Below are 394 nucleotides of genomic sequence, written 5' to 3'. Positions count from 1 at the left end.
CATTTCTTTCTCTACAACGCCGTGCGTCTTTTCGGACGCGCAAAGAACGCTAGCATAGGAGCGGTCGAACATCATGAGACGAGCTGCTGAAGTTCACCTTGATTTCATCATCCACTAGATCACTAGCGGGATGCCGCATCAAGCGCGCAGCTGGTGCGGCCCTGTGCAGGCTCAACGAAGACATTTCCAGGTGCCGAATATTTTGGCGATCACCTTCCCATTTTCGCGTCGTAGCTGCCCATGGACAGTTTTTTGTTCGTCAGAACAATCAATGAGGTCGAAGAAAACGCTTTCATTTTGTTCGATATTTCCAAGGAAGAAAACGTCCTTTTGGACGACCGGCCCCTTGCGAGGAAACCAGTTTTCCAAGGCGCGATCGGCCAATGCCTGATAC

1 pseudogene is annotated in these 394 nt (G+C 50.8%); it reads right to left on the bottom strand.

Annotated features, from left to right (window positions below):
- Nucleotides 1–171 precede the first annotated feature (171 nt).
- A pseudogene (locus tag KDK95_RS35295) lies at nt 172–394 on the bottom strand (Pnap_2097 family protein); the annotation flags it as partial.

It is taken from the genome of Actinospica acidithermotolerans (genome assembly GCF_018139625.1).
Lineage (GTDB): Bacteria > Actinomycetota > Actinomycetes > Streptomycetales > Catenulisporaceae > Actinospica > Actinospica acidithermotolerans.
This window is presented reverse-complemented; position numbering and strand designations above follow the sequence as displayed.